Annotated in this window: 29 protein-coding genes; 10 read left to right on the forward strand and 19 right to left on the reverse strand. The window is 67.7% G+C overall.

Annotated features, from left to right (window positions below; translation table 11 throughout):
* Positions 1-144: 144 nt before the first annotated feature.
* Positions 145-2862, forward strand: a complete 2718-nt coding sequence (locus tag ATE62_RS06430) for an ATP-dependent DNA helicase (RefSeq protein WP_058809309.1) — start codon at positions 145-147, stop codon at positions 2860-2862.
* 59 nt (positions 2863-2921) lie between these two features.
* Positions 2922-3467, forward strand: coding sequence for a SixA phosphatase family protein (locus tag ATE62_RS06435; protein WP_058809307.1), 546 nt, complete (start codon positions 2922-2924; stop codon positions 3465-3467).
* Positions 3468-3469: 2 nt separating this feature from the next.
* Here ATE62_RS06435 and ATE62_RS06440 read toward each other — a convergent pair whose 3' ends face one another.
* From ATE62_RS06440 to rpmF, 5 genes are all read right to left on the reverse strand, one after another.
* Positions 3470-3859: a MerR family transcriptional regulator gene (locus ATE62_RS06440; protein ID WP_058809302.1), complete on the reverse strand. Its 390-nt coding sequence runs from the start codon at positions 3857-3859 to the stop codon at positions 3470-3472.
* 3 nt (positions 3860-3862) lie between these two features.
* The gene (locus tag ATE62_RS06445) at positions 3863-4156 is read right to left on the reverse strand and encodes an integration host factor subunit alpha (RefSeq protein ID WP_058809301.1); all 294 of its coding nucleotides are present in this window, start codon (positions 4154-4156) and stop codon (positions 3863-3865) included.
* A gap of 284 nt (positions 4157-4440) precedes the next feature.
* Positions 4441-5406, reverse strand: coding sequence for a beta-ketoacyl-ACP synthase III (locus ATE62_RS06450; protein WP_058809295.1), 966 nt, complete (start codon positions 5404-5406; stop codon positions 4441-4443).
* The gene (gene plsX / locus ATE62_RS06455) at positions 5403-6437 is read right to left on the reverse strand and encodes a phosphate acyltransferase PlsX (protein ID WP_058809293.1); all 1035 of its coding nucleotides are present in this window, start codon (positions 6435-6437) and stop codon (positions 5403-5405) included. The genes ATE62_RS06450 and plsX overlap by 4 nt, the downstream gene beginning before the upstream one ends.
* 22 nt (positions 6438-6459) lie before the next feature.
* On the reverse strand, positions 6460-6639 hold the full coding sequence (gene rpmF, locus ATE62_RS06460; RefSeq protein WP_056348227.1) for a 50S ribosomal protein L32: 180 nt from the start codon (positions 6637-6639) through the stop codon (positions 6460-6462).
* A 302-nt stretch (positions 6640-6941) separates the two neighbouring features.
* Here rpmF and ATE62_RS06465 point away from each other — a divergent pair, with 302 nt between their 5' ends.
* Entirely contained in the window at positions 6942-7376 is a 435-nt protein-coding gene (locus ATE62_RS06465) for an MAPEG family protein (protein WP_058809291.1), read from the forward strand.
* A 7-nt stretch (positions 7377-7383) separates the two neighbouring features.
* Here the strand turns inward: ATE62_RS06465 and ATE62_RS06470 are convergent, their stop codons facing one another.
* Genes ATE62_RS06470 through ygfZ form a run of 4 tightly spaced genes read right to left on the reverse strand, consistent with a single transcriptional unit; the run spans position 7384 to position 10043 of the window.
* The gene (locus ATE62_RS06470) at positions 7384-8049 is read right to left on the reverse strand and encodes an MBL fold metallo-hydrolase (protein WP_058809288.1); all 666 of its coding nucleotides are present in this window, start codon (positions 8047-8049) and stop codon (positions 7384-7386) included.
* A gap of 54 nt (positions 8050-8103) precedes the next feature.
* Positions 8104-8649, reverse strand: a complete 546-nt coding sequence (locus ATE62_RS06475; RefSeq protein WP_058809286.1) for a retropepsin-like aspartic protease family protein — start codon at positions 8647-8649, stop codon at positions 8104-8106.
* 45 nt (positions 8650-8694) lie between these two features.
* Positions 8695-9285 carry a hypothetical protein gene (locus tag ATE62_RS06480; protein WP_058809285.1) on the reverse strand — a complete coding sequence of 197 codons (591 nt, stop codon included), beginning with the start codon at positions 9283-9285 and terminating at the stop codon, positions 8695-8697.
* A 32-nt stretch (positions 9286-9317) separates the two neighbouring features.
* Entirely contained in the window at positions 9318-10043 is a 726-nt protein-coding gene (gene ygfZ / locus ATE62_RS06485) for a CAF17-like 4Fe-4S cluster assembly/insertion protein YgfZ (RefSeq protein WP_058809284.1), read from the reverse strand.
* Positions 10044-10110: 67 nt separating this feature from the next.
* Here ygfZ and pyrC point away from each other — a divergent pair, with 67 nt between their 5' ends.
* Positions 10111-11130, forward strand: coding sequence for a dihydroorotase (gene pyrC / locus ATE62_RS06490; protein WP_058809283.1), 1020 nt, complete (start codon positions 10111-10113; stop codon positions 11128-11130).
* A 173-nt stretch (positions 11131-11303) separates the two neighbouring features.
* On the opposite strand, the gene rarD is transcribed toward pyrC, so the two are convergent.
* Complete coding sequence (gene rarD, locus ATE62_RS06495) at positions 11304-12221, reverse strand: EamA family transporter RarD (protein ID WP_058809282.1); 918 nt, start codon at positions 12219-12221, stop codon at positions 11304-11306.
* A 20-nt stretch (positions 12222-12241) separates the two neighbouring features.
* Positions 12242-12463 (reverse strand): hypothetical protein, encoded by a 222-nt coding sequence (locus ATE62_RS06500; RefSeq protein WP_058809280.1) that lies wholly within the window; start codon positions 12461-12463, stop codon positions 12242-12244.
* 194 nt (positions 12464-12657) lie between these two features.
* Here ATE62_RS06500 and ATE62_RS06505 point away from each other — a divergent pair, with 194 nt between their 5' ends.
* Positions 12658-13056 (forward strand): glycine zipper 2TM domain-containing protein, encoded by a 399-nt coding sequence (locus tag ATE62_RS06505; RefSeq protein WP_058809278.1) that lies wholly within the window; start codon positions 12658-12660, stop codon positions 13054-13056.
* A gap of 126 nt (positions 13057-13182) precedes the next feature.
* Here ATE62_RS06505 and ATE62_RS06510 read toward each other — a convergent pair whose 3' ends face one another.
* Entirely contained in the window at positions 13183-13527 is a 345-nt protein-coding gene (locus tag ATE62_RS06510) for an arsenate reductase family protein (protein WP_058809276.1), read from the reverse strand.
* A gap of 166 nt (positions 13528-13693) precedes the next feature.
* Here ATE62_RS06510 and ATE62_RS06515 point away from each other — a divergent pair, with 166 nt between their 5' ends.
* The gene (locus ATE62_RS06515; protein WP_231736159.1) at positions 13694-14443 is read left to right on the forward strand and encodes a murein L,D-transpeptidase catalytic domain family protein; all 750 of its coding nucleotides are present in this window, start codon (positions 13694-13696) and stop codon (positions 14441-14443) included.
* Positions 14444-14588: 145 nt separating this feature from the next.
* Here ATE62_RS06515 and ATE62_RS06520 read toward each other — a convergent pair whose 3' ends face one another.
* The 4 genes from ATE62_RS06520 to ATE62_RS06535 form a co-directional block, all read right to left on the reverse strand.
* Entirely contained in the window at positions 14589-15920 is a 1332-nt protein-coding gene (locus ATE62_RS06520) for a L,D-transpeptidase family protein (protein WP_058809274.1), read from the reverse strand.
* A 96-nt stretch (positions 15921-16016) separates the two neighbouring features.
* A complete protein-coding gene (gene accC, locus ATE62_RS06525) occupies positions 16017-17378 on the reverse strand; it encodes an acetyl-CoA carboxylase biotin carboxylase subunit (protein WP_058809273.1) in 1362 nt (453 codons plus the stop codon).
* A gap of 8 nt (positions 17379-17386) precedes the next feature.
* Positions 17387-17872, reverse strand: a complete 486-nt coding sequence (gene accB / locus ATE62_RS06530) for an acetyl-CoA carboxylase biotin carboxyl carrier protein (RefSeq protein WP_058809272.1) — start codon at positions 17870-17872, stop codon at positions 17387-17389.
* Between the two features lie 76 nt (positions 17873-17948).
* Positions 17949-18389, reverse strand: coding sequence for a type II 3-dehydroquinate dehydratase (locus ATE62_RS06535; RefSeq protein WP_058809271.1), 441 nt, complete (start codon positions 18387-18389; stop codon positions 17949-17951).
* An 81-nt stretch (positions 18390-18470) separates the two neighbouring features.
* Here ATE62_RS06535 and thiS point away from each other — a divergent pair, with 81 nt between their 5' ends.
* From thiS to ATE62_RS06555, 4 genes are all read left to right on the forward strand, one after another.
* Entirely contained in the window at positions 18471-18674 is a 204-nt protein-coding gene (gene thiS / locus ATE62_RS24080; RefSeq protein WP_058809315.1) for a sulfur carrier protein ThiS, read from the forward strand.
* Positions 18671-19441 carry a thiazole synthase gene (locus ATE62_RS06545; protein ID WP_058809270.1) on the forward strand — a complete coding sequence of 257 codons (771 nt, stop codon included), beginning with the start codon at positions 18671-18673 and terminating at the stop codon, positions 19439-19441. Before thiS ends, ATE62_RS06545 begins: the two co-directional genes overlap by 4 nt.
* An 11-nt stretch (positions 19442-19452) precedes the next feature.
* Entirely contained in the window at positions 19453-20304 is an 852-nt protein-coding gene (locus ATE62_RS06550; protein WP_231736160.1) for an amidohydrolase family protein, read from the forward strand.
* Positions 20305-20430: 126 nt separating this feature from the next.
* Positions 20431-20613, forward strand: a complete 183-nt coding sequence (locus ATE62_RS06555) for a CsbD family protein (protein WP_058809268.1) — start codon at positions 20431-20433, stop codon at positions 20611-20613.
* Between the two features lie 91 nt (positions 20614-20704).
* Here the strand turns inward: ATE62_RS06555 and ATE62_RS06560 are convergent, their stop codons facing one another.
* From ATE62_RS06560 to ATE62_RS06570, 3 genes are all read right to left on the reverse strand, one after another.
* On the reverse strand, positions 20705-21451 hold the full coding sequence (locus tag ATE62_RS06560) for a hypothetical protein (protein WP_058809266.1): 747 nt from the start codon (positions 21449-21451) through the stop codon (positions 20705-20707).
* Between the two features lie 86 nt (positions 21452-21537).
* Positions 21538-21978 (reverse strand): DUF1330 domain-containing protein, encoded by a 441-nt coding sequence (locus ATE62_RS06565; RefSeq protein ID WP_058809264.1) that lies wholly within the window; start codon positions 21976-21978, stop codon positions 21538-21540.
* Positions 21975-22526: a GNAT family N-acetyltransferase gene (locus ATE62_RS06570; RefSeq protein ID WP_058809262.1), complete on the reverse strand. Its 552-nt coding sequence runs from the start codon at positions 22524-22526 to the stop codon at positions 21975-21977. The genes ATE62_RS06565 and ATE62_RS06570 overlap by 4 nt, the downstream gene beginning before the upstream one ends.
* Positions 22527-22730: the final 204 nt, after the last annotated feature.

Consider the following 22730-nt stretch of genomic DNA (forward strand, 5'->3'; position numbering starts at 1 on the left):
CCCCTCCACCACCCTGCGGGTGGTCCCCCTCCCCACGGCTACGCCGCAGGGAGGATTAAGATGGCCGGCTCCCCACCCCAAAGCCGCCACCAGCCCCACACCCCCACCCTTGCCGCGTTCCTCTTTTGTCCCTAGTCTGCGGCGATGCTCGCTCCCCTGCCCCTTCCCGCGATCCACGCGAGCCATGTCGGCATCTGGCTCGCCGATGGCGAGGGCCGCGCGCGGCGGGTCGATCGGGGGGCGGCGATCGCGGCGGTGGCCGGGACGCCGCATATCTTCCTCAATGCGCCGCTGACCGGCGACCGGCTGGGGTATCCCGAATTGTCGGGGCTCGACCTGCTTGAGCTTTTCGCTTTCCTCTTTCCTGCGCGTTTCGCGGTGCCGACCCCGGCGGGGCTCGCCGCCGCGCTGGGGCTCGATGCGCCGCAGCGCGAGGACGATGTCGCGGCCTTCCTGCCGCTGGCGGCCGCGGCGATGCTGGCGTGCCTCGACGATCCCGCCTGGCCCGAGCGCGAGGGTGCGTGGCACGGCATGCAGGCGCTGGCGCGGCAGCGCTGGCCGTGGGCGCCGCTCGTGCAGCCGCGCCTCTCCGCCCCCGACAAGGACGAGCGCTGGCTGTTCACGCGCCTGCCCGACTGGGAGGAAGCGCCCCCACGCCCACAACCGCGGCAGGTGACGCTGAACGCCGACGACGTCAGCGCACGGCTCGACCGGCTGACCGGCGACGGCGCCGAGCGCCGCGCGGGCCAGCAGGATTATGCCCGCGCCGCCGCCGGAATCTTCGCCGCGCGCGAGCGCAAGGATGCGCCGCAGATGCTCGTCGCCGAGGCGGGCACGGGGATCGGCAAGACATTGGGCTATCTCGCCCCCGCCAAACAGTGGATCGACCAGTCGGCGGGCGCCGTGTGCATCTCGACCTTCACCAAGGCGCTGCAGCGGCAGCTCGCGCGCGAGACCGAGCGGCTCTACCCCGACGCGGCGACGCACCGCGAGAAGGTGGTGGTGCGCAAGGGGCGCGAAAACTACCTCTGCCTGCTCAACCTCGAGGATGCGCTGCAGGGCGGTTTTTCTGGGCGCGCCGCGGTGCTCGCGCAGCTGGTCGCGCGCTGGGCGGCCTATAGCCGCGACGGCGACATGGTGGGGGGCGACCTGCCCGGCTGGCTGCCCGCGCTGTTCCGCCGCAACGGCACGACCGCGCTCACCGACCGGCGCGGCGAGTGCATATATGCCGGCTGCCCGCATTTCCGCAAATGCTTCATCGAGCGCTCGGCGCGCGCCGCCGGGCAGGCCGACATCGTCATCGCCAACCATGCGCTGACGATGGTGCAGGCGGCGCGCCCGCGCGACGGCGGCGCGCCCGCGACGCGGCTGATCTTCGACGAGGGCCATCATCTGTGGGACGCCGCCGACTCCATGTTCGCCGCGGCGCTGACCGGGCAGGAAGCGATCGAAATCCGCCGCTGGGTGCTGGGGCCCGAGGGCAAGTCGCGCGGGCGGCGGCGCGGGCTGGCCGCACGGCTGGCGGACGTCGCGAGCTATGACGAGGCAGGCGACAAGGCGATCCAGGCGGCGATCGCCGCGGCGGGCGAATTGCCGGGCGACGGCTGGCTCGGGCGGCTCGCCGAGAATGCGCCCTGGGGAGCGGTCGAGCGGCTGCTGGCGGCGGTGCGCGGGCAGGTCTATGCGCGCGGTATCGACGCCAAGGGCGACAGCGGCTACGGGCTCGAGACCGAACTCGCCGATCCCGACGCCGAGCTGGTCGATGCCGCGGCGAGCGCGAGCGACGCGGTCGAGGCGCTGCTGCGTCCGCTGATGGCGCTCGGCAAGCGCCTCGACGCCTTGATCGAGGACCCGCCCGACTGGCTCGACGGCCAGGCGCGCGCGCGCGTCGACGGCGCGCGGCACAGCCTGGGCAACCGCATCGACACGCTCGGCCCCTGGCTGTCGCTGCTCGGGCGCGTCGGCGGGCCCGCCGATCTCGATTTCGTCGACTGGCTCGCGGTGAACCGCATCGACGGGCGCGAGATCGATGCCGGGCTGCATCGTCACTGGCTCGATCCCGCCAAGCCGATCGCCGACATCGTCTATCGCCCCGCGCATGGCGTGCTGGTGACCTCGGCAACCTTGCGCGGGTCGAACGACTGGCACGACGCCGATATCCGCACCGGCGCACGGCACATGGACGGCGGGGTGCAGCATTTCGCGGTGCCCAGCCCCTTCGACTATGCGCGCCAGTCTGAGGTCATCATCGTCACCGACATCGCGCGCGGCGACCTGCCAGCGCTGGCGGGCGCGTATAGCCGGCTGATCGAGGCGTCGGGCGGCGGCGGGCTGGGGCTGTTCAGCGCGATCCGGCGGCTGCGCATCGTCCATGCGCGCATCGCCGACCGGCTGGCGCGCGCGGGGCTGCCGCTGTTCGCGCAGCATGTCGACCCGCTCGATACCGGGACGCTCGTCGATATCTTCCGCGCCGACCCGCACGCTTCGCTGCTCGGCACCGATGCCCTGCGCGACGGCGTCGACGTCCCCGGCGATTCGCTGCGGCTGGTGGTGATGGAGGGGGTGCCCTGGCCGCGGCCGACGATCCTCCATGCCGCGCGGCGCGCGGCGCAGGGCGGCGCGCGCTACGACGATATGGTGATCCGCGGGCGTATCGCGCAGGCCTTCGGCCGGTTGATCCGCCGCAGCGACGATTATGGGCAGTTCGTGATGCTGTCGCCGAGCTTCCCTTCAAGGCTGCTGTCGGCCTTCCCGCCCGGCACCCCGATCCGCCGCCTGCCGCTCGACGAGGCGGTCAATCATGTCGCCGCGGCGAATGTCGAGCGCAGAAAAAGCGCATATCGCGCCTTTTCACCGTCATAAGATTGCGGCACAAGGCCCGATATCACGGGGAAAAAGCGCGGCGCGCGCGGGGAGAGATTTTGAAGACGCTGACGATCCTGCGCCACGCCAAATCGGGTTGGGACGCCCCCGTCGAACGCGATTTCGACCGTCCGATCAACGCCCGCGGCAAGCGCGGCGCCGACCTGATCGGCCAATATCTCAAACGTCAGGGTTTTCCGGTCGACCGCATCATCGCCTCGCCCGCGGTGCGCGTGACCGAGACGCTCGACATCTTCCAGCCCGCCGCAAACCTCGATGCGCTCGAGCCGCATTGGGACCGGCGCATCTATCTCGCCTCGGCGGCGACCTTGATCGACACGATCCGCGACACCGGGCGCGACGCGCAGCATCTGCTGATCGCGGGGCATAATCCGGGGCTGGAGGACCTGATCCTCGAGCTGGTGCCCGAAAGCGACGGCGATGAACTCCGCGCCGAGGTCGAGAAAAAATTGCCGACGTCGGCGATGGCGCGGCTGGAGATCGACATCGCCGACTGGCACGACCTCGACACCCGGCAGGCGCGGATCGTGAACTTCATCCGCCCGCGCGACCTGGACCCGGCGCTGGGTCCGGCGATGGACTAGGGCTAGACCAGCACCCCGATCGCCTTCGCCAGCCGCTCACGCAGTGCGATGAGCTCGGCGACGGGCACGGCCGATTGGCCCACCGCCGCCGCCGGATCGAGCTCCTCGCGCGTCAGCGGCGCGCGCGGCGCCACCTCTTCCTTGCCGGTCAGCGCCTTGCGCGCGCCCTCGACCGTGAAGCCCTTCACATGGAGCAGCTCGTGGATCTTTTCCGCAAGCGCGACATCCTCGGCGCGGTAATAGCGGCGGCGGCCCGAACGTTGCAGCGGCTTCAGCTCGGGGAAGCGCGTTTCCCAATAGCGCAGCACATGGGTGGGCACGCCGATGCGGTTCGCCAGCTCGCCGATCGCGAGCATGGCGCCGTCGGCCTTGCCGCCGTCATCAACATCCATGCTTTATCCGCCCGCGACGCGGCCGCGCATCGACTGGCTGGCGCGGAAGGTCATCACCCGCCGCGGCAGGATCGGAACCTCGACGCCGGTCTTGGGGTTGCGGCCGATCCGCTGCGCCTTGTCGCGCAGCACGAAGGTGCCGAAGCCCGAAATCTTGACGTTCTGCCCGTCGGCGAGCGCATCGGACATATGGTCGAGGATCGATTCGACGATGCTCGCCGACTCGTTGCGCGACAATCCGATCTGATGGTTGATCCGCGCTGCGATGTCTGCGCGGGTGAGCGTGCCTGCTGCCATCCTAGTCCCTCCCCTGACGAAGCAAATGCCCGATGGGGTCCCGCCGGTCCCCCACCGTCGCGAGTCCCACCGCGCCTATGTAACAAAAGCGAATTAATCCGCCAAACTGAAACGGATGGAGCGAGGAGTTAAAGCGGTGGATGTTGCTCCCCTCCCGCAGGCGGGAGGGGCAGCGAGACTTGGAAACTTGTTTCCTAGTCGCAGCGGGGTGGGCAGTCGCGACGCCGCGTGCTCGCTGCGCTCGCGCCCACCCCTAACCCCTCCCGCCTGCGGGAGGGGAATTTTCAGACGCGCAGGACCGCGGCGCCCCAGGTGAAGCCGCCGCCCATCGCCTCGAGCACGACGAGGTCGCCGCGCTTGATGCGGCCGTCGCGCACCGCGAGGTCGAGCGCCAGCGGCACCGACGCCGCCGAGGTGTTGGCGTGCTGGTCGACGGTGAGCACGACGCGTTCGGCGGGCAGGCCCAGCTTCTTCGCGGTCGCATCGATGATGCGCTTGTTCGCCTGGTGCGGGACGACCCAGTCGATCTGGTCGGCCGACAGCCCGACATCGGCCATCACCTCGCCCAGCACCGAGGCGAGGTTGGTCACCGCGTGGCGGAACACCTCGCGGCCCTGCATGCGGACATGGCCGACGGTGCCGGTGGTCGAGGGGCCGCCGTCGACATAGAGCATGTCGCAATATTGGCCCTCGGCGTGGAGCCGCGTGGCGAGGATGCCCTGGTCGTCGTCGACGTCCTTGGCGGACAGGACGGCCGCGCCCGCGCCATCGCCGAAGAGGACGCAGGTCGTGCGGTCCTCCCAGTCGAGGATGCGGCTGAAGGTCTCGCTGCCGATCACCAGCGCATGCTTCGCGGCGCCGGTGCGCAGCATCGAGTCGGCGACCGACACCGCGTAGAGGAAGCCCGAGCATACCGCCGCGACGTCGAACGCGATGCAGTCGGGTGCGCCGAGGATCGCCTGCACCTTGGTGGCGCTGGCGGGGAAGGTGTTGTCGGGGGTCGCGGTGGCGACGATGATCAGGCCGATGTCGGCGGGCTCGAGCCCTGCGGCGGCAAGCGCCTGCTTCGCGGCATCGGCGCCGAGCGTCGCGGTCGTTTCGTCGGGTTCGGCGATGTGGCGGAAGCGGATGCCGGTGCGCTCGACGATCCATTCGTCGCTGGTGTCGACACGTGTCGCGAGCTCGGCGTTCGAGACGCGCGTGCGCGGCAGCGCCGAGCCGGTGCCCGCGAGAATCGCGCGCAGCGTCATGTCGCAGTGTCCCGGCGGAAATTGGCGAGATCCTCGGTCACCTGACGCGTGATATCCTTTTCGACCAGTTCGGCGCAGACATGGACCGCGTTGGCGACGCCCTTGTCGTTGGCGCTGCCATGGCTCTTGAGCACGACGCCGTTGAGCCCGAGGAACACCGCGCCATTGTGATTGTTGGGATCGAGATGGTGGCGCAGCAGCTCGGTCGCGGGGCGCGAGATCAGGAAGCCGATCTTCGAACGCACCGACGAGGTGAAGGCGCGGCGCAGGACGTCGGTGACGAAGCGCGCGGTGCCCTCGATCGTCTTCAGCGCGATATTGCCCGAAAAACCGTCGTGTACGATCACGTCGACCTCGCCGCGCGACAATTTGTCGCCTTCGATGAAGCCGGTGAACTCCATCGGCAGATGCGTCGCGGCGCGCAGCAGGGCGGCGGCCTCGCGAATCTCGTCGGTGCCCTTGAGTTCCTCGGTGCCGATGTTGAGCAGCGCGACGCGCGGGCGTTCGAGCCCCATGACGGTGCGCGCATAAGCGGCGCCCATCACCGCGAATTGGGTGAGGTTGTTGGCATCGCAGTCGGTATTGGCGCCGAGGTCGAGCATGACGACGTCATTCTCGCCGAGCGAGGGCAGCAGCGCCGCGAGCGCCGGCCGGTCGATCCCCGGCATCGTGCGCAGCGCAAGCTTCGCCATCGCCATCAGCGCGCCGGTGTTGCCCGCCGACAGCGCGCCGCCGGCATCGCCGCGCTTCACCGCGTCGATCGCCAGCCCCATCGAGGTGGTCTTCGCCTTGCGGATGGCCTGACTGGGCTTGTCCTCGCCGGTCACCACGCCATCGGTGTGGATGATGTCCGACGCGGCGCGCAGGTTCGGATGGTTTTCCAGCGCGGCCTTGATCTGCACCTCGTCGCCGACGAGGAGGAAACGCAGGCCGTCGTGCTGGTGACGCGCCATCGCGGCGCCGGCGAGCATCACGCGCACGCCGACGTCACCGCCCATCGCATCGATCGCGATTCGCGGTGTGAGGCTCATCCGAACGCTTTCCGGTTAGGGCTTAGGCGCCGACCGAGACGACTTCGCGGCCGTTGTAATGGCCACAAGCGTTGCAGAGGTTGTGCGGGCGCTTGAGCTCGCCGCAGTTCGGGCATTCCTGATAGGCTTCGACCTTCAGGCTGTCGTGGCTGCGACGCATGCCGCGCTTCGAGGGCGAGGTTTTTCGCTTGGGGACGGCCATGATATTTCCTGCATATTTAGACGTTTATACGAATCGGCTACCCGGATTTGTCGTCCCCGTCGCCGGGAATGACTGGCCCGCCCGCCGTGCCGAAGCCCGTCCTGCCTTGAAATGACAAGAAAATCTTCTGCCGGAGGGTGCCTCAACGCCTGTCGGTGTCGGGTGCCGGATCGGGCGGGGCTATAGCGTTTTTGCCCGCAAAGGCAAGCCCCGAGCACGGCTTGCCGCACGCACGCGGGAATGCCACATGTCGGCCACCGCCGCGCGCTTGATGCCGCGGCCAACGACATGGGGGAAGCGAGATGACGATATTGCCGATCAGCCTGACGATCGCCGCGGGGGCGGCGCTGCTCAACCTGTGGCTTTCGATGCGCGTCGGACGCGTGCGCGGGCAGGAGAAGGTCTGGGTCGGCGACGGCGGCAACGAGCGGGTGACGCGCCGGATGCGCGCGCACAGCAATTTTGTCGAGAATACCGCTTTCGTGCTGATCCTGCTCGCGCTGGTCGAGCTCGCCGCGGGGTCGTCGACCTGGCTGTGGGCGGTCGGTGCGCTCTATCTCGTCGGGCGCATCCTGCACGCCATCGGCATGGACGGGATGATGTGGGGCCGCATGGCCGGCACCACGATCACCATGCTGGTCCAGCTCGGGCTGGCGGGCTTCGCGCTGTTCACCGTCTATTCGGCGCCGACCAACATCACCTCCACCGTGACCGAGACGGTGGTGGTCGACAAATAAGGAGGGATCAGGCACCCATCGCCATGTCGCTGACATAGGGGTTGGTGCGCCGTTCCTGGCCGAATTTGCTGTGCGGGCCGTGGCCCGGCAGGAAGACCGTGTCGTCGCCGAGCGGCCAGAGCTTCTGCGTGATCGAATCGAGCAGTTGCTGGTGGTTACCGCGCGGGAAATCGGTGCGGCCGATCGATCCCTGGAACAGCACGTCGCCGACGATCGCGAGCTTCGAGGGCTCGTGGTAAAAGACGACGTGGCCGGGCGTGTGCCCCGGGCAGTGGATCACGTCGATGCTGAGGTTGCCGACGGTCACCTTATCGCCGTCGACCAGCCAGCGGTCGGGCTCGAAGGGCTCGCCCTCCATGCCGAAGCGTTCGCCCGCGGTCGCGAGACCCTCGATCCAGAAGCGGTCGTCCTCGTGCGGACCCTCGATCGGCACGCCGAGTTCCTTCGCCAGCACCCCCGCCATGCCGCAATGGTCCATATGGCCGTGGGTGACGAGGATCTTCTCGACCTCGACCCCGGTCTGGCGGACGGCTTCGCGCAATTTGTCGAGGTCGCCGCCGGGATCGACGAAGGCGGCCTTGTTGGTCTCGGTACACCACAGCAAAGTGCAATTCTGCTGGAAGGCGGTAACGGGGACGATCGCGGCGCGCAGCGGCGGATTGGGAGCGTTCATGGCTTGCCATTTGGGCAAAGCCGACGGGATTGGCAAGGTTTTGCCGACCGCGCCTCAGCGCAGCGTCATCGTGTCGCCCTCGACATTCACCGCGTCGAGCTTGGCGAGATAGCTTTGGCCGAGCAGCGAGACGCCCATGTCGGCGTCGACCACCGCGGCCTCGACGCGGCGCACCTCGATGCCGTCGATGTCGACGCTGTCGAGCACCACGCGGCGCATCGGGACGTCGCCGCCCGCGGTGCGCGCCATGCCCGCGACGGGCAGGCTGTCGACGTCGATCCCGACCGCCTCGGCATCGCGGCGCGTCAATGCGACGACCGAGGCGCCGCTGTCGACCATCATGCGGATATTGGTGCCGTCGACATTGGCGTCGGCATAGAAATGCGAATCGCCCGCGCGGCCGAGGCGGACCTCGCCCGACGAGGAGACGCTTGGTCCCGACGACGATCCGCCGCCGCGCTCGCTCCAGCCGCCGTCGTCCTTCGGCTTCGCCGCGGCAATCTCGGGCGCCTGCGAATCGGTCGAGCGAATCGCCACCCCGGCCACGCCGACCGATATCGCCGCGATGCCCGCGACCAGCAGGATGAAACGCCCCAGCATCGCCCTGTCCTAGCCCGACATCCTTGGTTTTGCGTTAAGCGCGGGTCAGGACCGCCCCGCCCCCGGCTGTTCGATGAAGGCGCGCCAGCCGGGCGCCTCCTCGCGCATATTGAACACGATCCGCGCGCAGGCATAGCGGCCCGGCTCGGTGTCGGCTTCGCGCGCGGTCGCGGGCCAGGCGCCGTCGCCGTTGCCGCCCGCCGACCAGCAGACGAGCGCCTCGGCCTCCTCCCCCGCCTCGATCGCGGCGCGTTCGCCGGCGTCCATCGCGGCGGGTGCGCTCCATCCGAGGATGCGCTGGTGGGTGAAGCCTTGCGCGAAGAGCGCGTGCCGGAACGGGCCTTTGGGATCGGCGAGCAGGCCGCGGACACGCGCGCGGTCGGCGGCGGCGAGCCACCGGCCGCCGAGCATCGGCCCCCAGCGCGCCTCGTCGCGCGACCGCAGCGCCGCGACGAGTTCGGCGGCCGCCGCCTCGAAGCGCGGGGTCCACACCGAATCACTGGCGAGCGGCGCAAGCGGCGACGCGGGCGACGCCGCCTCGGCTTCGACGGGCAAGAGCGAGGCCGGCGCCGCATGGGCGGGCGCGGCCAGGACGAAAGCGGCGACGAGCGCCGATGGCATCGACTTCGCAAGCATGGCGGTGAGCCTAGCAGCAAAGCCTGTACCTGTCATGACTCGACCGCGAGCCCCGCGCGCATCCATTCGGGCGCGCTCGCGGGGTCGATAGTCTCGACGCGGCGATGCTCGACCGACAGGCCGAGGTCGGGACAGGCGATCAGCTGGCGCTTTTCGTCGGCCTCGGTCAGCGGCACGACGACGAGCCGCCGGTTGACCTTTTGCCGCCAGTTCATCCGCGCGGTATTTTCCTGGCCGACATAGCAGCCCTTGGTGAAGCTGACGCCGTTCAGCTCGGCGGCATTGCATTCGAGCCAGAGCGTCGCGCCGTCGCCGAGTTCGGCGCGGCCTTCGGTGACGCCAAGCGACAGGCGGTGGGCGCGCCATGCGGCATCGGCGCCCTCGCCGTCATCGGCGGGAGCGAGCCAGCGCTGGCCGAGGTCGGCGAGGCGCGGGTCGACGGCGCCAAGGTCGCCTTCTCTCGCCCAATGCACCGCGAGCGTCTCTTCGGGCGCGATCGTGATTGCCCGGCGCAGGCGGTAGAGGGTGAGGCGCTTGATGAGGTCGGCCACAGCGGCGCGCTCGCAGTCGATGAGGACATCGTCGCCATCGCCCCAGATCAGGAAGTCGAACAAGGCCTTGCCCTGCGCGGTCAGCAACGCGGCCCAGACGGGCAGATTGCCGGCGGTGTCGTTGGTGACGAGCCCCTGCAGGAAGCTGCGGACGTCGTCGCCCGTCAGGCGGATCAGCGCGCGGTCGTGAAGGGTTGTGTTGGGCATGCACCGACAATAGGGAGCGCGGGAACCAACTTAAAGCCCCTCCCCTTCAGCGGAGGCGGAGATTGATATGACCGACCGCCTGACCATCCGCCGCCCCGACGACTGGCATGTGCATCTGCGCGACGGCGCGATGCTCGATCATGTCGCCAAATATACCGCGGCGCAGTTCGCGCGCGCGATCATCATGCCCAACCTCTCGCCGCCGGTGACCACCGCCAAGGAAGGCGCCGCCTATCGCGACCGCATCCGCGCCGCGGTGTCGGGCATGGACTTCACCCCGCTGATCGTCGCTTACCTGACCGACAACAGCGATCCCGACGAAATGGCGCGCGGGCACAGCGAGGGCGTGTTCACCGCGGCGAAGCTCTATCCCGCGCACGCGACGACCGGCAGCGCGCATGGCGTTACCGACATCGGCAAGATCATGCCCGTGCTCGAACGCATGGCCGAGATCGGCATGCCATTGCTGATCCACGGCGAGGTCACCGACCATGACGTCGACATCTTCGACCGCGAGGCGGTGTTCATCGAGCGCACGCTGAAGGGGCTGGTGCGCAACCTGCCGAGCCTGAAGATCGTCTTCGAGCATATCACGACGTCCGAAGCGGTCGATTTCGTGAAAGCCGCGCCCGCCAATGTCGCGGCGACGATCACGCCGCAGCATCTGCACATCAACCGCAACGCGATGCTCGTCGGCGGCATACGGCCGCACGCTTACTGCCTGCCCGTCGCCAAGCGCGAGCAGCACCGGCTCGCGGTGCGCGCGGCGGCGGTGTCGGGTTCGCCCAAATTCTTCCTCGGCACGGACAGCGCGCCGCACGCGGTGCACACCAAGGAAGCCGCCTGCGGCTGCGCCGGCATCTTCAACGCGCCCTATGCGCTGGAGAGCTATATCGCCGTGTTCGACGACGAGGGTGCGCTCGACAAGTTCGAAGGGTTCGCCAGCGAGCATGGCCCGAATTTCTATGGCCTGCCGCTGAATGGCGGGACGGTGACGCTGGAACGCGGTGAGACGGTGGTGCCCGATCGCTGCGGCGAGGTCGTGCCCTTCCACGCGGGTGAGACGCTGGGGTGGCGGCTGGTCTGAATTTTTTCGCACAAAGCCACGAAGCCACAAAGGGGCTTATCCCGATCCGTTCGTGCTGAGCTTGTCGAAGCACCGCCCTTCGCCGTCCTCAAAGAGGAGAACGGCCCTTCGACAAGCTCAGGGCGAACGGGAAAAGCTATCTTTGTGGCTTCGTGGCTTTGTGCGAGCCAGAATCACGCAATCTCGATCATCCGCTCGGCGCGCATCTTGCGCCACATGTCGAAGCTGAACACCGCGATGCTGGTCCAGATCAGCAGGAAGCAGGCGAGTTGCGCGGGCTTGAGCGGTTCGTCGAAGACGAAGAGGCTCAAGAGGAAGGCGATGCTGGGCGCCAGATACTGGACGAAGCCGAGCGCGGCATAGCTCATCTTGCGCGCAGCGGTCGCGAAGAGCAGCAGCGGTACTGCGGTGACGACGCCGCCCGCCGCGAGCAGCCAGCTGATTTCGGCTCCCGACCCGAAACCGCGCCCGTCGCCGAGCCAGATATAATGGGCGGCCGCCGCCAGCGAGAGCGGCAGCAGCAGCGTGGTCTCGATCGCGAGGCCCGGCAGCGAACCCACCGGCGCGACCTTGCGGATCAGGCCGTAGGTTCCGAAAGTGACGGCGAGCGTCAGGCTGATCCACAAGGTGTCGAGCGCGCCCGCGAGCAGGATCGCGACGCCGACCCCGGCGATCGCCACCGCGACCGCCTGGAGCCGGCTCAATCTTTCGCCGAGGAAGATCATGCCGAGCAGCACGTTGATCAGCGGGTTGAGATAATAGCCGAGGCTCGCCGCGAGCACATGGTCGGTGAAGATCGCGAAGATATAGACGAGCCAGTTGACCGCGATCAGCACCGAGCTCGCGAGGAGCAGGCGCAGCGCGCGCCAATCCTTCAGCGCCGCGAAATATTCGCCGATCTGGCGGCGGAACGCCATGATGAGGAAGCAGAGTGGCAGCGACCAGACGATGCGCTGCGCCAGCACTTCGACCGGCGGCACGGTCGTGAGCAATTTGAAGAAGAGCGGGACGAAGCCCCAGATCGCATAGGCGCCGAGCGCATAGGGCAAGCCGCCCTGATTGCTCCCCGCGGGGGCCGGTGCCTGCGCCATGTCGGAAACCGCCGCTTAGGTCAGATGATGCCGCCGCCGAGCATCAGGCGGATCACGCCGATGACGATGACGACGATGTTGAGGTTCCGGCCGCTCGTCTTGTCCGACATCGCGCCGAGCGCGAGGCCGACGACCGCAAAGGGAATGATCACCCAATTCGCCAAGCCGAGGAAGGGAATGAAGGCAATAACCACCAGAATGAGCGCGATGACGCCGATGACGAGCGAGCCGATGTTGAGCATGTGCGGAGTGTCGCACGGCGTCCCGCGCGCCGCAAGGGGGCTGTTTGACGCAACTCGTTTCATCGACGATATCGCTCGCCTCGTCTTGTTGCCGGGCGTTCATGCAACGCCCGCCGCGATCGGCTCGTTCTCCCCTCGTAGCGCCCGATGCCACCGTGCGGGGTCGGGACGCCGAACCAGGAAAGGACATTTCGATGAATATTCTGACCAAGGGCCTGCTGGGCGCCTTCGCCGCAATCAGCGTCACCGCGACGGCGCCGGTCTATGCCGGCATCACCGCGACCCCGGCCAAGAGCGAGGGCTTTTACAAGCTCGAGCAGGAAAGCGGCTTTCACAAGCGCAACAAGCGTCACCGTCATTATTCCGACCAGCGCGTCGGTGCGAACACGCGCATCTGGCGCGGCGATGACGGCCGTTATCGCTGCAAGAAGGACAATGGCACCACCGGCCTGCTGATCGGCGGTGCGGTCGGCGGCCTTGCCGGCCACGAGATCGCGGGCAATGGCGACAAGCTGCTCGGCACCGTGCTCGGTGCCGCGGGCGGCGCGCTGCTGGGCCGCGAGATCGACCGCGACAAATATCGCTGCCGCTAAGCGGCCAGAGCAACCGTTACGGGTGCGGGTCCGAGACCCCTCCGCCCGCATACGTGATGGAAGAGGGCGTCGGTCGCAAGGCCGGCGCCCTCGACTGTTTGGGGCGCTAAACCATCGCCCCCGCCCTCACAAAATCTCGTAAACCTTCTCCATCGGCCGGCACAGCCGCACTCCCCTGTCGGTCTCGACGAAGGGCCGTTCGACATAGGCGGGATTCGCCGCCATCGCCGCGACGATCGCATCCTCGCTCCACTCGGTCATCCCGCGCTCCTGCGCATCGGTGCCGCGCAGGCGGAGCGCGTCGCGCGCGCTGAGATTGGCGGCCGCGAACAGCTGGCGCAACTTGTCGGCCGCATAGGGCGCCTTCAGATATTCGACGACGGTCAGCTCGACGCCGGGAGTTTCTTGCAGCACGGCGAGCGTCTTGCGCGAGGTGCCACAGGCGGGGTTGTGCCAGATGGTTGCTTTCATGCCCCGCCCTATCGCGCCGAAGGTTGCCGTGTAAACCCGCCGTTCATGGCGATTATGCCACAGTTCGCGGTATGACGAACGCATTGCGGCTTGCCTTTGCAAGCGAAGCTGCGGCTAATAGCCCCACGAGGGATCGCCAGAGGCGACAGACGGGGTTGGGTTGCAAGTGAACAAACTGATCGATCGCCGATCGATGCTGGGTGCGGTGGCCGCCGGTGCGGGAGCATTGGCCGCGATGCCGCTGCGCGCGCAGTCGCTGCCGGGCTGGATCCGGCAGCCGGCGCCTTTCGTGCCGCCGCCGGTCGACTATGTCGCCGTCGCCAAGGCGCAACTGGGCCTGCAGGGCCGCAACATCACGCAGACCGACCGCGTCGGCATCGTCGATTTCGGTTTGCCTTCGTCGCGCCCGCGCTTCGCGCTGGTCGATATCGTCGCGGGCAAGGTCGACATGTTCCCGGTCACCCACGGCCGCGGGTCGGACCCGCAGCACGACGGCTGGCTCAAGAGCTTCTCGAACCGCGTCGGATCGCTGGCGAGCTCGCGCGGCGCGTACCGGACCAGCGACTATTATTGGGGCGCCAACGGGTCGTCGATGCGGCTTGCGGGTCTCGAGCCCGACAACAACAATGCCGACGCGCGCGCGATCGTCGTGCACGGCGCCTGGTATGCCGAACCGTCGCTGATCGCGACGCAGGGCAAGCTGGGGCGGAGCGAAGGCTGTTTCGTCTTCGGCGAGGAACTGCTGCCGCTGATCCTCTACAAGCTGGGACCGGGGCGGCTGCTGTTCGCCGACAAATTGAGCCTGCCGCCGCCGGCGCCGGTGCCGTTCGAACTGCCCGGCACGCCCGCGCCGGGGACCGAGAATATGGTGCGCACCGGTGCGCAGCAGGGTGTTTTTCCGAAGACGGCGGATTGAGTCTTTATAATCCTCCCTGTCGCGCAGCGATGGGGAGGTGGCAGCGCGTAGCGCTGACGGAGGGGCAATCACGCAACGGCCCCTCCACCACCCGCTTCGCGGGCGGTCCCCCTCCCCACGGCTTCGCCGCAGGGAGGATTAGGAATCAATTCCCGACGCTGACCCCTGCCGCCTTGCTCGCCACGGTCGGCACCACCGGCGGCGCGATCATCGTCGCGGCGGGGCGGCCGGGCTTGGCAAAGCTCGCCACCACCGGCGCGTCGCGGCCATAGATGTCGGCGAGCTTCTTCACGCCGCCCTTCTCGCCCGGGATCATCGTCCAATAGGCGACATAGACGGGGAAAGGCTTTTCGAAGCCGAAGCGCGTCGTCTCGCCGCTGGCGATCGCCTCGCCGAATTCCTCGGGGGTCTTGCCCGCGAACCACACGGTCATCAGGCCCGAGAATTTCAGCGCCTTTTCGGTGCGGATGCAGCCGTGGCTGAACGCCCGCGTCGCCGAAGCGAAGGCGCCCTGCGACGGCGTGTCGTGCAGGTAGATGGCGTGCGGGTTGAGCATTTCGAGCTTCATCACGCCGAGTGCGTTGTTCGCGCCGGCCTTTTGCACCACCGACAGCGTCTTGCCGCTGCCTGTCCAAGTATAGCCCTGCGCGCGTGCGGCAGCGGGATTGCGCGCGATCGTCGCGCCGATGCCCTCATTGATGATGCTACGCGGCAGCGTCCACGTGGGGTTGACGATCACGCCCGTCGCCATCGGGTTGAGCTGCGGCGTCGCGGTCGACGGCTTGCCGACCACCGCCTTGTGCTCGCCGATCTTGACCCCGTCGAAGATGACGCGCGTCTGATATTCGGGGACGTTGGTGACGATATAGGTCGGGCCCAGGTCGCGCGGCATCCAGCGCCAGCGCTCCATGTTGACGCGGATCGCATTGGCGTCGGCGGTGGTCTTGGCGTTCGCGAGCGCCGCCTTCAGCGCCGCGAAATTGGCGTGCGTCGGCTCGAAACCCGCAAGCGTCTCGGGGATCGTGCCTGCGAGAAGCGCCGAGGTGAGCATCGAGACGAGCGGCATGCTGTCGGCGTCGCTGTCGGTCATGAACCACTGTTTGCGCGCCGCGTTGGGCGTGCGCCCGTCGCGCAGGTGCGTCGCGAGCAGCAGGAAGCTGTCGGTCGCGACACGGTCGAGATGCGCCTGGTCCTCGCCGATGATCGCCGCGGCGAGCCCCTGCGGGTTATAATCCTTGGCGAACAGCCCCTCGGCGCCGGCGCCCTCGATCGCGCGCAGCAGCGCCTCGGCGTTGGCTTTCGACCAGCTCGGCAGATTGGCTTCGGCGGCGCTTTCGATCTCGGGCGCGTCGTCGGTGACCTTGTCGGGCTGGACGACGACCGAGTCTTCCTTGACGTTGGTCTGGGCGAACGCGGGGATCGCCGCGAGCAAGAGCGGCAGGATCAGCGGGGCGGCGATGGGGGAGATTTTGACCATAGGCCAAGGGCTATAGTCAAAAAACCGCGCTAGTTAAAGTGATGCAGCGCACAACTCGTCGCTAGTAGAGAAGAGCCGTGCGCCCCCGTTGAAAGATTAGGCCGAAGCGTCCCCGTCCTGCCGCGCCAGCCATTCCTCGAGCCACTTGATCGTATAGTCGCCGTGGATAACGTCGGGGTCAGCGAGCAGCGCCTGATGCAGCGGGATGTTGGTCTTGACTCCGCTCACCACCATTTCCTCGAGCGCGCGGCGCATCCGCATCATGCAGCTTTCGCGGCTGCGGCCATAGACGATCAGCTTGCCGATCATGCTGTCGTAATAGGGCGGGATCGCATAGCCGGCGTAGAGCCCGCTATCGACGCGCACGTGCATGCCGCCCGCGGGATGATATTGCGTGACCTTGCCCGGCGAGGGCAGGAAGGTGCGCGGATCCTCGGCGTTGATGCGGCATTCCATCGCATGGCCCCGGAATTCGAGGTCCTCCTGCCGCACCGACAGGCCGCGGCCGTCGGCGATGCGGATCTGTTCGCGGACGAGGTCGAAGCCGGTGATCATCTCGGTCACCGGATGCTCGACCTGGATGCGCGTGTTCATCTCGATGAAGAAGAATTCGCCATTTTCCCACAGGAACTCGATCGTGCCCGCGCCGCGATAATGCATCTTGGCCATCGCGTCGGCGCAGACCTTGCCCATGCGCGCGCGTTCCTCGGCCGAAATGACGGGCGACGGGGCTTCCTCGAGCACCTTCTGGTGGCGGCGCTGGAGCGAGCAGTCGCGCTCGCCCAGATGGATGGCATTGCCTTGCCCGTCGCCGAAGACCTGGAATTCGATGTGGCGCGGATTGCCGAGATATTTTTCCATATAGACGGTCGGATCGCCGAACGCCGCCGCGGCCTCGCTCGACGCCTGCCCCATCAGGCTTTCGAGGCTGTCCTCGTCGGGAACGACCTTCATGCCGCGCCCGCCGCCGCCCGACGCGGCCTTGATCAGCACCGGATAGCCGATCGCCTCGGCGAGCTTCTTGGTCTCTTCGCCATAGGTCACCGCGCCCGGCGAACCTGGAACGACGGGAAGACCCAGCGCAACCGCGGTGCGCTTCGCCTCGACCTTGTCGCCCATGGTGCGGATATGCTCGGGCTTGGGGCCGACGAAGCAGATATTATGCGCCTCGATGATCTCGGCGAAACGCGCGTTTTCCGACAGGAAGCCATAGCCCGGGTGGATGGCGTTGACGCCGGTGACCTCGGCCGCCGAGATGATCGCGGGGATGTTGAGATAGCTGTCCTTCGCCGCGGGCGGGCCGATGCACACCGCCTCGTCGGCGAGGCGGACGTGCATTGCGTCGGCATCGGCGGTCGAGTGGACCGCGACGGTCTTGATGCCCATTTCGTGGCAGGCGCGGTGGATGCGCAGCGCGATCTCGCCGCGGTTGGCGATCAGAAGCTTTTCGATCGACATATTTGGGCTCAGCCGATGGTGAACAGCGGCTGGTCATATTCGACCGGCTGGCTGTTCTCGACATGCACGGCCTTGAGCGTGCCCGCGGCGGGCGCGGTGATCGGGTTCATCACCTTCATCGCCTCGATGATCAGGATCGTGTCGCCGGCCTTCACCGCCGAACCGGGGCTGGCGAAATTGGGCGCGCCGGGTTCGGGCGACAGATAGACGGTGCCGACCATCGGCGACTTCACCGCGTCGGCAAAATTGTCGGCGGCGGGGGCTGCCGGAGCGGTGGCAGCCGGGGCGGCGGGCGCGGCAGCGGCAGGCGCGGCGACCGGCGCGGGCGCATAAGCGACGGGCGCCGCGGCGGCGGTAAGCGTGCGCGCGACGCGAACCTTGCGGTCGCCGTCCTCGACCTCGATTTCCGAAAGCTGCGTATCGTCGAGCAATTCCGCGAGCGCGCGGACGAAGGCCGGATCGATGTTGATGCCATTATCCTTATGGTCACCCATGATGATTTTCCTGCTTGTTGCGGCGTCTTTCATGACGTGAAGACGCGCGGACCCCTGTTTTCGATGCCGCCTCTTGTCAGAGAGAGGCGGCGGCGTCCAGCGCCAGCGTGTAGCTCGCTGCGCCGTGCCCCGCGAAATGCAGCGCGGCGGCCATGCCTACATAGCTGATATGGCGAAAGGATTCGCGCTTCATCGGGTCCGACAGGTGGACTTCGATCACCGGCACCTTGATCGACTTGATCGCGTCGTGGATCGCCACCGACGTGTGCGTATAGCCCCCGGCGTTGAGCAGCACCGCCTTCGCGCCCGCGATATAAGCCTCATGCAGCCAGTCGATCAGCACGCCCTCATGGTTGGTCTGGCGGCATTCGATCCGCAGCCCAAGCCCCTCCGCCTGCGCCTCGAGCCGCGCGTGAATGTCGTTCAGCGTGTCATGGCCATAGATTTCAGGCTCGCGCGTGCCGAGCAGGTTGAGATTGGGGCCGGAGAGGACATAGACGGTCGGCTTGTCGGTCAAAGGGCGGGCTTTCGGTTGCGACGTTCGGCGCTCCCCCTATATGGGCTGCTCGGCAAAAGGCAAAGCGAGGCGGACACTCCCTTGATCTCGATCATCCTCAACGGCGACCCGCGGCAGGTGCGCGCAGGCAGCATCGCCGATCTGGTCGCGTCGCTGGGGCTCGACGTGAAGAAGGTCGCGGTCGAGCGCAACCGCGAGATCGTGCCGCGCTCGACTCTCGCCGACGTCGCGCTCACCGAGGGCGACGCGCTGGAAATCGTGCATTTCGTAGGAGGCGGTTGTTGACCGACAATTGGAGCGTTGCCGGACGGACTTTCACCTCGCGGCTGATCGTGGGGACCGGCAAGTACAAGGATTTCGAGCAGAATGCCGCGGCGGTCGCGGCGTCGGGGGCGGAGATCGTCACCGTCGCGGTGCGCCGCGTCAATGTGTCCGATCCGACCGCGCCGATGCTCACCGACTATATCGATCCCAAGAAGATCACCTACTTGCCCAACACCGCGGGCTGCTTCAACGCCGACGATGCGATCCGGACTTTGCGGCTGGCGCGCGAGGCGGGGGGCTGGGATCTCGTCAAGCTCGAGGTGCTCGGCGAGGCGAAGACGCTCTACCCGAACATGCGCGAGACGCTGGAGGCGACCGAGGTGCTCGCGAAGGAGGGCTTCCTGCCGATGGTCTATTGCGTCGACGATCCGATCGCCGCGAAGCAGCTCGAGGACGCCGGCGCGGTCGCGATCATGCCGCTGGGTGCGCCGATCGGCTCGGGCCTCGGCATCCAGAACCGCGTGACGATCCGGCTGATCGTCGAAGGCGCGTCGGTGCCGGTGCTCGTCGATGCCGGGGTCGGCACCGCGAGCGACGCCGCGGTGGCGATGGAGCTCGGCTGCGACGGCGTGCTGATGAACACCGCGATCGCCGAAGCCAAAGACCCGGTGCTGATGGCGCGCGCGATGAAGCGCGCGGTCGAAGCGGGGCGCGATGCCTATCTCGCGGGTCGCATGGGACTGCGCAAATATGCCGACCCGTCGAGCCCGCTCGCGGGGCTGATCTGAGGAGCGTCGCCGTGAGAGTCCTGTCCGCCCTCGCCGCAACGCTCCTGCTTCTTCCGGCCGCCGCGAGCGCCCAGCCGGTGTTCGACACGCATGTCCATCTTTGGGACGGCGAGAAATCGCTCGGCGAGTATCAGGCGCAGGTGAAGGCCGCGGGGCTGACCACGAGCGGGCTCGGCGTGATGTGGTTCGGCGGGCCGAACCAGGCGCGCGAGGGCAATCCCGCCGACATCGCCGCGCGCAACGATGCGCTGATCGCGCTGGCGGCGAAGCATCAGGGCGTGGTACCGATCGCGACGGTGCATCCTTATGACGGGCAGGCGGCGCTCGATGAACTGGCGCGCGTCGCGGGGCGCGGTGTGCGGCTGCTCAAGATCCACCCGCACACCCAGCGCTTCGACCCCGCCGACCCGCGCGTACTGACGCTGGTCAGGCGCGCGGGCGAATTGGGCCTGATCGTCGTGATGGACAATGCGAACATCGTCCCCGGCGGCGACAGCGAGAAATTGTTCAACCTGGCGCTCGCGGCGCCGAAGACGAAGTTCGTCTTCGCGCATATGGGCGGGCTCAACTTCCGCTTCTGGAACATGCTGAAGCTCGCGCGCACCGCCGAGGGCCTGTTCGGCGACAATATCTATTTCGACATTTCGGCGATGGTGGTGGTCGCCGCCGACGCGCCGATCGAGGAAGAGTTTATCTGGACGATGCGCAACGTCGGGATCGAGCATGTCCTGCTCGCGTCGGACTATCCGCAATTCTCGCTGAAGCAGACGCTCGACGCCTTCGAGCGGCTCGACCTGACGGCGGAGGAGAAGGAAAAGATCCGCGAGGATAACGCCCGGAGGCTCCTCGGGCGCGCGCCTTAACCCAGGTTAAAAGGGCTTTGCGATGAACGGTTTAACCCGTTTTGCCGGAACATAGCCCGCCCCCGTGTGTTGATCCTGCAAGAGGCCTTGCCCCCTCGGGCCTCTGACGAGAAAGGATATTTCCCCATGGGTGAACTCAAGGAAAAATCGAAAGGCATCGCCAACGAAGCCGCCGGCAACGTCAAGCAGGCCGTCGGCAAGGCGACCGACAACGAGCGGCTGCGCGCCGAAGGCGAAGCGCAGGAGCGCAAGGGCGAGGCCCAGAATCTGAAGGGCAAGGTCGCGGGCGCGCTCGGCGACAAAATCTGACCCTCCTTTCCGACGAAGTCCGCTTCGTCACGCACGGAAAAGGCCCCGGAGCGATCCGGGGCCTTTTTCACGTCCGCAATGGATGCGGGGCTCAGCGGCCGCCCGAGGCCACCAGGTCGACGTCGGTCATGCCGCCGTCGGCGCGCGCCATCACGACATAGGCGAGGTCGCCCTTGGTGCCGCCCAGCATATGCTCGCGGCCGTTGACGCGGTGGTCGCTCGAATAGCCCGCGCGCACCGCCATGGTGTGATAATAGTCGAGCACCGCCTGCAGCGAGGCCGCGGTCTGGAAATTGACGACGCGGATGTTGCACTTGCCGCCCGCAATGCCCGCGGCCTCGCGCAGCGTCGCGCGCGGATACACCTTGAACGCGGCGGGCAGGCGATCGGCCCAGGAATTGTTGTAGGTGAGCTTGGCGTCGCAGCTGCCCTTGGCCTGGTCCTTGGCGAGCGCGCCGATGGTCACCGGGCGCTTCGCATCGCAGCCGTCGCAGCCGGCTTCGAAGGGCAAGGCCTTGGGCGCCGCGAGCAGCTTGCCCGCGCTCAGCGCCGCGGCGGCCTCGGCGGCGGTCGCCGCCTTGCCGCCCGCGACCGCGGGGACACCGCCGGCGACCGGCTGGTTGCCCGGGGTCACCGCATTCTTGTTCGCCTGGCCCGCGAGCTTGGGATCGACCATGATCTTGTCTTCGAGCGAGCCCTTGATCGCCGGATCGGCGTTGGTCAGCCCGTCGTCGAGCGGCGACAGTTCGGCCTTCGCATCGGGATTGTCCCGGCACCCCGCCAGCGGGGCCGTCGCCATCAGCAGGCCGGCGACCAGCCATTTACCGCGCAAGATCATCGCTAACACTCCCTTAACAGACCAAAGGGAATGCCCGATCCTGGTAAAGAAGGCGCGAATAAAGAGTCTTAATGGGTAACGCTTTGTTAGCCGAAAACTGTCTCGCCCTGAGACGTATTTGGGGCGCAGCGGATCAGCCGCGAGGTTTCGACCGCCGCCTGGCGATGCTTCACCGCCTGCCGGTACACAGGGTCGGTGACCATGTCCATGAAGGCGCTGCTATTGGGATATTCGGCGATGAACATCGCGTCCCAGCGCTCGCCGTCGGGGCCGATCAGCATCGCCTCCATACTGCCGCGCCAGACGATCGCACCGCCGACGCGCTGGAACACCGGGCCGCTGTCGGTGCCGTAATGGCGATAGGCCTCGGCGCCCGACAGCCCCTGCCCCGCCAGCGCATGGCCTTCCTCATAGGTCGCCCGCTCCTTGAAGCGCACGAGGTTGAGCATATGGATCTTCGTGTCGCGCGGCAGCGCCTTGAAGGCGTCGAACTGCGCGCGTTCGGGGTCGATGTGCTGGTCGGTCACGGCAGAAACTCCTTGCGCTTCGCGCGCCAGGCGTCGGCGCTCTGCGTCCAGGCGTCGACCGGCGCGTCCTGAAAGGGTTCGGGCAGCCGCGTCGGGCCGCTGTTGCTCGCGCCGAGCCGCCTCGCCAGCGCCTGCGAGCGCGTGTTGGCGGGGTCGATGCTGTGCATCAGTTCGGGCCATTTCAGGAACTCGACCGCGAAGTCGCACGCCGCGACCGATCCTTCGAAGGCATAGCCCTTGCCCGCGAATTTCGCGCGCACGCCATAGCCGATCTCGGGCGCGGGCCAGCCGTCGGGCTCCCACGGCCCCAGCCGCCCTACCCATTCGCCGGTCGCACGCTCGATCACCGAGAACATCGAGAAGCCGCGGATGTGCCACGCGCCCGCGAGGGTGCACCACAGCCGCCACGCCTGCGCACGCGGCGCGACGCCGCCGATGTAGCGCATCGTGTCTTCCTCGACGCACATGCCGGCGAAGGCGTCGAAATCCTCGGTCGCGGGCGGGCGGAGGATCAGTCGCTCGGTGACGAGCAGCGGGCCGTTGAGCATCTTGTCCTCCCCAGTGTGGCCGACGCTTCTGCGGCAGGACGAAAGGGAGGGCAAGCGAAAGCCGGGTCTATTCCAATCCTCCCCGCTCGCGGGGAGGTGGCAGCGCGAAGCGCTGACGGAGGGGGGGCGCGTCCTTGCGCGACGTCGCTGCAGGCCGATGGCCCCCTCCACCACCGCCTTCGGCGGCGGTCCCCCTCCCCACAG

Source organism: Sphingopyxis sp. HIX, assembly GCF_001468285.1.
Lineage (GTDB): Bacteria > Pseudomonadota > Alphaproteobacteria > Sphingomonadales > Sphingomonadaceae > Sphingopyxis.